Genomic DNA, 7,167 nt, shown 5'->3' with positions numbered 1-7,167 from the left:
GGCAATCGTAAGACTAGCCGAGTCAAAAGCTCGACTAGCGGTGTCCAACGAAGCGTCAAAAAAGAAAGGTTAGTAGCTTAGGCTATTATCTTGGAAGCTCGATGCCTTTAGGCGCGAGTAGTTCACAGACGTACAATAGGCCATTTTATCACTTTTGATGAACGGGAATAGGATGTGCCCGGGATAGAACCGATTGTTGCAAAGTACTGCGCTTAAAGCTGAACAATTGGAAAAATGATCCATTACTCAATACCTAGTTATGAGCGTAGGGTTTTTATTTTTTTTAATGGTGCTCATGCTTGGCTTCAATCTCATGAGTATAAATTAGACACCCCTTTTATACTTGTTAAGTTTAAGCTGTTTAAAAAAGTAAAAAGTAAAAAGTAAAAAGTAAAAAGTAAAAAGTAAAAAGTTTAGGTTTTAGTTCAAAGTTTGATCAAGATCATAAAATTATTTTTACAAAGTGGCTAATATTGTAGGTGCTAAAGAAGGAATGATAATGTTTGGACTTTTCAAGTGGTTTAAAATAGTGGTAATTACTCTGTTGCTTACGCAGCATGGCTTTGCTATTGCTAAACCAATGAATTGTGAAGAGCATCATAATGGCTCATCCGACACGCATATTATACAACCAAGCAAAAATATGCATCATCAATCAATGATTGACAATAGTCACTATCACACTGAAAATTCGCAAGATTCTAAAAACCGTCATGGTGATGAAGACTGTGAAAAATGTAAAGCTGGTGATTGTGTTTGTTGTGAAGGCGGTTTTTGTACAAGCTTTCATTTAAATGCCTATCTTGTGGAAGCGCAAGACGAAGGTATTTGCAATATTCATTCTGAGCTAATTCTACAGCGTACACCCCTACCAAAATCTGGTATCCATCTCTTACTTTATCGTCCACCAATTATTGGCTAATCACGGGAACAGTGCGTCTTTTTTTCGCCACTCCCATCAAAATAGAATGATTTTTTCATTGGTTTAAATAACCAATTGTTTTGAACGATTAGTACGATATTTGGAAAGGCATTATGAAAATGCTCAAACTATTGCTATTTACAGTACTTAATGCTGTCGATTTTGACCGAGATTTCTCTTTTACCAAAAAATTAGTTTTTAGCTTTTGCATTATTAATCACGAATAATCACTTGACCTGTGTCTTAGACACAGGTCTAAGCTGTAGGTGAGATTACAAACTTAGGTGAAGAACTAAGGAGTGAACATGAAAGTTGCAGAGCTGGCAAAAAGCCTTGGAACGACTGCTGATACGGTGCGCTATTACACCAGATTAGGATTGTTAAAACCAGCTAAGTCAGTGAACGGCTACAAGTCATACTCGAATAAAGAAGTATCGAGACTTAAATTCATTTTAAGTGCCAGAAACCTTGGTTTTTCCGTTGCAGATATCAAGGAAATTATTAATGAATCTGAAGATGGTAAAAGTGCGTGCCCATTAGTCAGAAGCCTGATCAAAGAGCGGCTTGAAGAAACAGAAAAGCAGTTTCAAGCAATGTTGGCACTTCGAGGAAAAATGTCTTCTGCGCTTTCTCAATGGGAAGAAATGGAAGACAAAGCACCGACTGCAAACATGGTTTGTCATCTCATCGAAAACTTTGAGCAAATTAAAAAAGCATAGGAGGAAAAAGGGTGGCTACTAACACAAATATAAAAACTGAATCAGGCTGTTGCTGTAAGGCAAAAGCTCAATCCTCTTCGTGTAAAAGTAAGGAGAATACGTTGGAGAAAGTATCACATAACCAACAGCTTATCATTGAAGGCGCTGGGTGTGCTAGCTGTGTAGGCAAAATTGAAGGGGCGTTGAAGGCAACTCTTGGAGTCGTCAGTGCGGAAATGAATTTTGCTGATAGGACAGTAACAGTTTATGGGACAGCTAAAACAGAAGAATTGATCAAAGCTGTTGAGTCAGTGGGGTATAACGCGAAGCCAATTGATGATAGCTCAGCAACAGATGCGCTTGATGAGAAAGAGGCGGCGGATTGGGCATATTACAAAAAGCTAATGCGCGATACGTTTATTGCCCTTTCACTCGGCGTTCCTTTGATGATCTACAGCATTGTGGTTGGAGAAATGACGGTTGAAACAAACCTTGAACGCATGTCTTGGCTGGTTGTAGGCATTTTAACTTTTGGTGTTATGTATTTTTCAGGTAAGCATTTTTATGTTGGCGCTTGGAAAAGCTTTAAAAACCACTCCGCTAATATGGACACTTTAATAGCTTTAGGAACAGGTACAGCTTGGGTGTATTCGATGGTTGTCGTGTTTGCACCTGACGCCGTTCCATTAATGGCACGGCATGTTTATTTTGAAGCTACCGCCATGATCATTGGCTTAATTGATTTAGGTCTGGCATTAGAAATAAAAGCCAGAGGTAAAACCTCTGAGGCCATTAAGCGTCTTATCGGCTTGCAGGCCAAAACGGCAACCGTAGTTCGTGATAGCAAAGAAGTTCAGATTGGTATTGAGCTGGTTTTACTTAACGATATTGTAAAGGTAAAACCGGGCGAAAAAATTCCCGTCGATGGTGTGGTATTGGAAGGGCACACCTCTATTGATGAGTCCATGCTGACAGGCGAGCCTATGCCTGTTGAAAAAGCCGAAGAAGATGAGGTTGTCGCTGGTACTTTGAACAAATCAGGCATGATTATGTTTAAAGCCACACGTGTTGGAAAAGACACGGCGCTTGCGCAAATCATCAATATGGTGAAACGAGCACAAAATTCTAAACCGCCGATTGGCCGCTTGGCTGATGTTATTTCAGCTTTTTTCGTTCCTGTTGTCATGATCATCTCTGTGTTAAGTGCGCTAGCATGGCTTAACTTTGGACCTGAGCCAGCAATTGCTTTTGCCATCGTATCAGCAACTACTGTACTCATTATTGCCTGCCCATGTGCTTTGGGCTTGGCAACGCCCATGTCTGTCATGGTCGGAGTAGGAAAGGCCGCAGAAGCAGGCGTGCTAATTCGAAACGGTGAGGCACTGCAAACCGCCTCTAAAATCACTGCCATGATTTTAGATAAAACGGGCACTATTACTGAAGGGGCACCTAAGGTAACCGATATTGTTTTAGCAAAAGCTACGGACGAAAAAGACGTACTACAGCTTGCTGCAAGTTTAGAGAGCGGCTCAGAGCACCCTTTAGCGCAAGCGATTGTTGAAAGTGCGTTAGATAAGGATATTGAGTTACTAAAAATTGAAGCGTTTAACGCCATTACGGGTTTTGGTGTAGAAGCAAACTGCAACAATAAAGCTCTGCTTTTCGGAAACGATAAACTAATGAAGTTAAAAGGCATAGACCTCACAGGCTTTGTTGAACAAGCGCAGTCTTTAGCCAAAGAAGCCAAAACACCTATGTACTTTGCTGTAGATGGTGAACTTGCAGCAATCATTGCTGTTGCAGATCCTATCAAGTCAGACTCAATCTCTGCTATCAAACGACTTCAGGCTAATGGTATACGCGTCATCATGTTAACGGGTGATAACAAGGAAACCGCTGCTGCTGTTGCCAAAAAAGCGGGTATTAGTGAGTTTCTTGCTGAAGTGCTGCCAGAAGATAAAGCCAACAAGGTGAAAGAGCTACAAGAAGGCGGCGAAATTGTTGGTATGACAGGAGATGGCATCAACGATGCTCCTGCGCTAGCGTTAGCCGATGTTGGCTTCGCCATAGGCACAGGGACTGATGTAGCTATCGAAAGTGCTGACATTACCCTAATGCGTGGTTCACTTCATGGCCTAGCTGATGCCATAGCGGTAAGCAAAGCTACTTTACGAAATATAAAACAAAACTTGTTTGGCGCGTTTGTCTATAACGTAGCCGGGATTCCTTTTGCTGCGGGGGTTCTATATCCCTTCTTTGGCATTCTGCTTAGCCCTGTAATTGCAGGTGCTGCAATGGCGTTTTCGTCATTGACTGTCGTGTCAAATGCAAATCGACTTCGCTTGTTTAAAGCAAAAGAGAATTAAGGAGAAACACGATGATGTTAATTAACTTATTAGGCTTAGTGTTAATCGCACTGATTGTTTGGTGGTTTTGGCTATACAAACCCAATAAAACAATTGTTCAAGGTAATGAAGTACTCATTGAAGTGAGGGATGGCGTGTATTCACCATCCTCAATCCAAGTGTCTGCTAGTCAACCTGTCACTCTGAAGTTTATGCGCAAAGATCAATCACCCTGCGCTGAAACAATGCTTATTCCATCATTGGAGATAAGCGAGCAGCTTAAATTAAATGAAATTACTCAAATTACCTTATTGAACTTATCACCGGGAGAGCATGAGTTTCATTGTCAGATGCAAATGTATCGCGGTGTCTTAAAGGTTGTTTAGGAGGGTTTATGAACATGAAAAAAGTGACCGCCATTTTCGATGAAATGGTGTTAACACGAGTAGAAGAGGCACTACTTTCACATGGCTATAAAGGCTTTACCATTCATAAAGCAACGGGCAGAGGTGCATATGCTGATACTTACAACAGAAATCACTAATCAGCACATATAGTTATGACAATTTATGTTGCTTTTGATGATGCAGAACATGTTGCTAAAGTTTTGCTTGATGCAGCGTATACCAACGTTGAAGGAGAAGGACTAGTTAGTATCTCCCCTGTGGATAATCTCTTCTGGATAAATTCTAAGTCTGAAGCTTCAGCGGAAGATTTAAGGTCAATAGGAGGCCAATATGAAAAATGAGCACCCTAAATTTTGGTCAACACCCACGGGTTGGGCTGCATTGGTGCTTATTGCCGCAGCCACCTATTTTTTAATCTTTGAACATGGACAGCATGTACTGCAATTTCTTCCTTATTTGATTTTATTGCTATGCCCGTTGATGCACGTATTTATGCATGGCAGTCATGGCAAACATGGCCACGATCATTCACATGCGCCTGATGAGAAAAAGGAAGAGAGCTTTCAAGAACTCACGGATAAAAATGCTGCCTATCGTGACGGCTACATACAAGGTTTAGAAGAAGGACGTAAGGAATCACATAAAAAGGAGAACAGTGATGAATGAGACATATGATTATGGCTTATGGTCAATGGTGATACTGAACTCAGCAATTTTTATCTTTTTTGCCTTTAGTTTTGTCAAACCAAAAACATCTACTGATTGGCGAAGCCTTGGAGCGTTCTCCGCCTTTATTGTTGCCCTATTTACTGAAATGTATGGCTTTCCTTTAACTATCTATTTTCTGTCGGGGTGGCTGACGGAGACCTATCCAGAAGTAAATTTCTTTGCGCATGAGAATGGGCATTTATTACATACTTTCTTTGGATTTCAAGGTGATGCCCATTGGGACCCATTTCATATAGTGAGTATGGTGTTTATTGTTGCAGGTTTCTTTATGTTGTCTTCAGCATGGAATGTATTGCATCACGCGCAAAAGCATCATCAATTGGCTACAACTGGATGGTATGCAAGGTGTCGCCACCCACAGTATGTAGCTTTCATTCTAATCATGTTCGGCTTTTTATTGCAGTGGCCGACAATCCCAACACTTGCGATGTTTCCGATCTTAGTCGTTGTTTACGTCAAGCTAGCGAAACGCGAAGAAGCACAAGCGATTGCTGAGTTTGGTTCGGAGTACCACAGGTATATGGAATCGACACCAAGTTGGATCCCAAATTTTAATAAAAGTGTAGAAGGTAAAAATCATGAAAACGTTAACTAAATCAATTTTATTTATTAGTTCACTACTGATAACCACTAGCTCATTTGCCCAAAACAATGAGCATAAACATGAAGGTGCGAACAAAGCTGATATGCATCAAGGCATGGCAATACCACATGAGAACATGGGAGAAATGCACAAAAAGATGATGGAAATGAAAAAGGAAGTCCATGCCATTAAAACTGAAAAAGATCCTGAAAAGCAACAGCAGATGATGGTTGAACATCACCGTTCAATGATGAAGATGATGCAATCGATGCACAAAAACATGGAAGAAATGCCAATGCATCAACAAATCAAGATGGCTGAACATCATTTAGAAATGATGGGGAACATGATGCCGCAGATGAACCGCAAAATGGAAGAAATGAAAGATAGCAATCAACAGCATTCACACAAACATTAGGAGAAAAATTATGAGCGATTTAGATCGTAGAGTTGGCGTTAGAGAGCAAAATTTAGTTGTTCGAAATCTAAAGCTTAGCAATGTCACAGAAGAAAGCTGTGACGAGTTAGTAAAAGAAATAGATCAGCTTTTTGGTATAGATGAAGTTAGTTACAACATCAAAGAAGGTGAAATACACCTTGCCTATGATGCCGCAAACGTAAGCCTTGATGGGATTGAGGAGGTAATCCGTAAGTATGGCGCAGATGTTCATAATGATTGGTGGACACATACTAAAGAAAGTTACTATAAATTTGTTGATCAGAACATCAAAGATAACTCTGTTCATAAGCCTTGGAGTTGTCATCAAGCACCTTCGGGGGCTGGCCGGAAAAACAAATGAATTCATAAAAAAGTGTATAGATAATTAGTTAGTCAAATGAGGTAACAGTGATGAAAACACCCTATATAAAAGCTCTTTTATTGCTTACATTCGGTTTATATTTAGTGGGTTGTTCCAATACCACTTTTTATCATAAATACATGATGAGAGGTCAGGTAGTAGAAAGTTCTGATAATCGAACTCTAATCTGTATTGGTGCTAAGCATGGCGCAGAGGTTGGGCAAAAATACAGTGTTATTAGATTCCATGAAAGAATAGTATTGAGTGAAGGTGAAGATCCCTACACTATCGAAAAGGTAGGAACGGTACAAATTACTAAAATTGTGAATGATCATTTCGCAACTGTAAAGCTAGTGTCTGGTGACATTGCAGCGAAAGATATGGTGGAACTTGAAAACTAATAAAGTGGTGGCGAAAGCCACCACAAGAGCATAACAATAAAACTTTAGTGTTATTTTGTACAACCTTTGAGATTGTTTGCTCAGTTCTGGTTATCTTGATGCCAGTACGACAGAAAAAATGTTACATATGAATTAGAAAGGTATGGGCTGGCATCCTAAATAGCTGTTCCAAATAGTAGATCACCCGAGGAAGGGAACTCAATGCGGTTTGCGCGATCAGATCAGTCGCCAAACATAACCAATCAACAACCGCATTGAGTATGAACAAAATAGCATTTTTAT

11 protein-coding genes are annotated in these 7,167 nt (G+C 40.2%); all 11 read left to right on the top strand.

The window, feature by feature from the left end; translation table 11 throughout:
* The first annotated feature begins 463 nt into the window (after positions 1–463).
* The gene (locus ABMY41_RS20990; RefSeq protein ID WP_349276164.1) at positions 464–922 is read left to right on the top strand and encodes a hypothetical protein; all 459 of its coding nucleotides are present in this window, start codon (positions 464–466) and stop codon (positions 920–922) included.
* A gap of 305 nt (positions 923–1,227) precedes the next feature.
* Positions 1,228–1,641, top strand: coding sequence for a MerR family transcriptional regulator (locus tag ABMY41_RS20985; protein ID WP_016708244.1), 414 nt, complete (start codon positions 1,228–1,230; stop codon positions 1,639–1,641).
* A gap of 101 nt (positions 1,642–1,742) precedes the next feature.
* Positions 1,743–3,986 (top strand): heavy metal translocating P-type ATPase, encoded by a 2,244-nt coding sequence (locus ABMY41_RS20980; RefSeq protein ID WP_235378324.1) that lies wholly within the window; start codon positions 1,743–1,745, stop codon positions 3,984–3,986.
* A gap of 11 nt (positions 3,987–3,997) precedes the next feature.
* Complete coding sequence (locus ABMY41_RS20975) at positions 3,998–4,351, top strand: cupredoxin domain-containing protein (RefSeq protein ID WP_063529848.1); 354 nt, start codon at positions 3,998–4,000, stop codon at positions 4,349–4,351.
* An 8-nt stretch (positions 4,352–4,359) separates the two neighbouring features.
* Complete coding sequence (locus ABMY41_RS20970) at positions 4,360–4,509, top strand: P-II family nitrogen regulator (RefSeq protein ID WP_212748213.1); 150 nt, start codon at positions 4,360–4,362, stop codon at positions 4,507–4,509.
* Positions 4,510–4,524: 15 nt separating this feature from the next.
* A complete protein-coding gene (locus ABMY41_RS20965; protein WP_199524944.1) occupies positions 4,525–4,713 on the top strand; it encodes a hypothetical protein in 189 nt (62 codons plus the stop codon).
* The gene (locus tag ABMY41_RS20960) at positions 4,703–5,038 is read left to right on the top strand and encodes a DUF2933 domain-containing protein (protein WP_063529849.1); all 336 of its coding nucleotides are present in this window, start codon (positions 4,703–4,705) and stop codon (positions 5,036–5,038) included. Before ABMY41_RS20965 ends, ABMY41_RS20960 begins: the two co-directional genes overlap by 11 nt.
* Positions 5,031–5,696, top strand: a complete 666-nt coding sequence (locus tag ABMY41_RS20955; RefSeq protein WP_063529850.1) for an isoprenylcysteine carboxylmethyltransferase family protein — start codon at positions 5,031–5,033, stop codon at positions 5,694–5,696. Before ABMY41_RS20960 ends, ABMY41_RS20955 begins: the two co-directional genes overlap by 8 nt.
* Entirely contained in the window at positions 5,680–6,102 is a 423-nt protein-coding gene (locus ABMY41_RS20950) for a hypothetical protein (RefSeq protein ID WP_008467863.1), read from the top strand. The genes ABMY41_RS20955 and ABMY41_RS20950 overlap by 17 nt, the downstream gene beginning before the upstream one ends.
* Before the next feature lie 10 nt (positions 6,103–6,112).
* The gene (locus tag ABMY41_RS20945; protein ID WP_235378325.1) at positions 6,113–6,484 is read left to right on the top strand and encodes a cation transporter; all 372 of its coding nucleotides are present in this window, start codon (positions 6,113–6,115) and stop codon (positions 6,482–6,484) included.
* A 50-nt stretch (positions 6,485–6,534) separates the two neighbouring features.
* Positions 6,535–6,885 carry a hypothetical protein gene (locus ABMY41_RS20940; protein WP_004589646.1) on the top strand — a complete coding sequence of 117 codons (351 nt, stop codon included), beginning with the start codon at positions 6,535–6,537 and terminating at the stop codon, positions 6,883–6,885.
* The last annotated feature ends 282 nt before the right edge of the window (positions 6,886–7,167 follow it).

Origin of the sequence: Pseudoalteromonas sp. BZA4 (assembly GCF_040104395.1) — a bacterium.
Lineage (GTDB): Bacteria > Pseudomonadota > Gammaproteobacteria > Enterobacterales > Alteromonadaceae > Pseudoalteromonas.
Note: the sequence above shows the minus strand (reverse complement) of the source record. Positions and strands in the feature narration are given on the sequence as shown.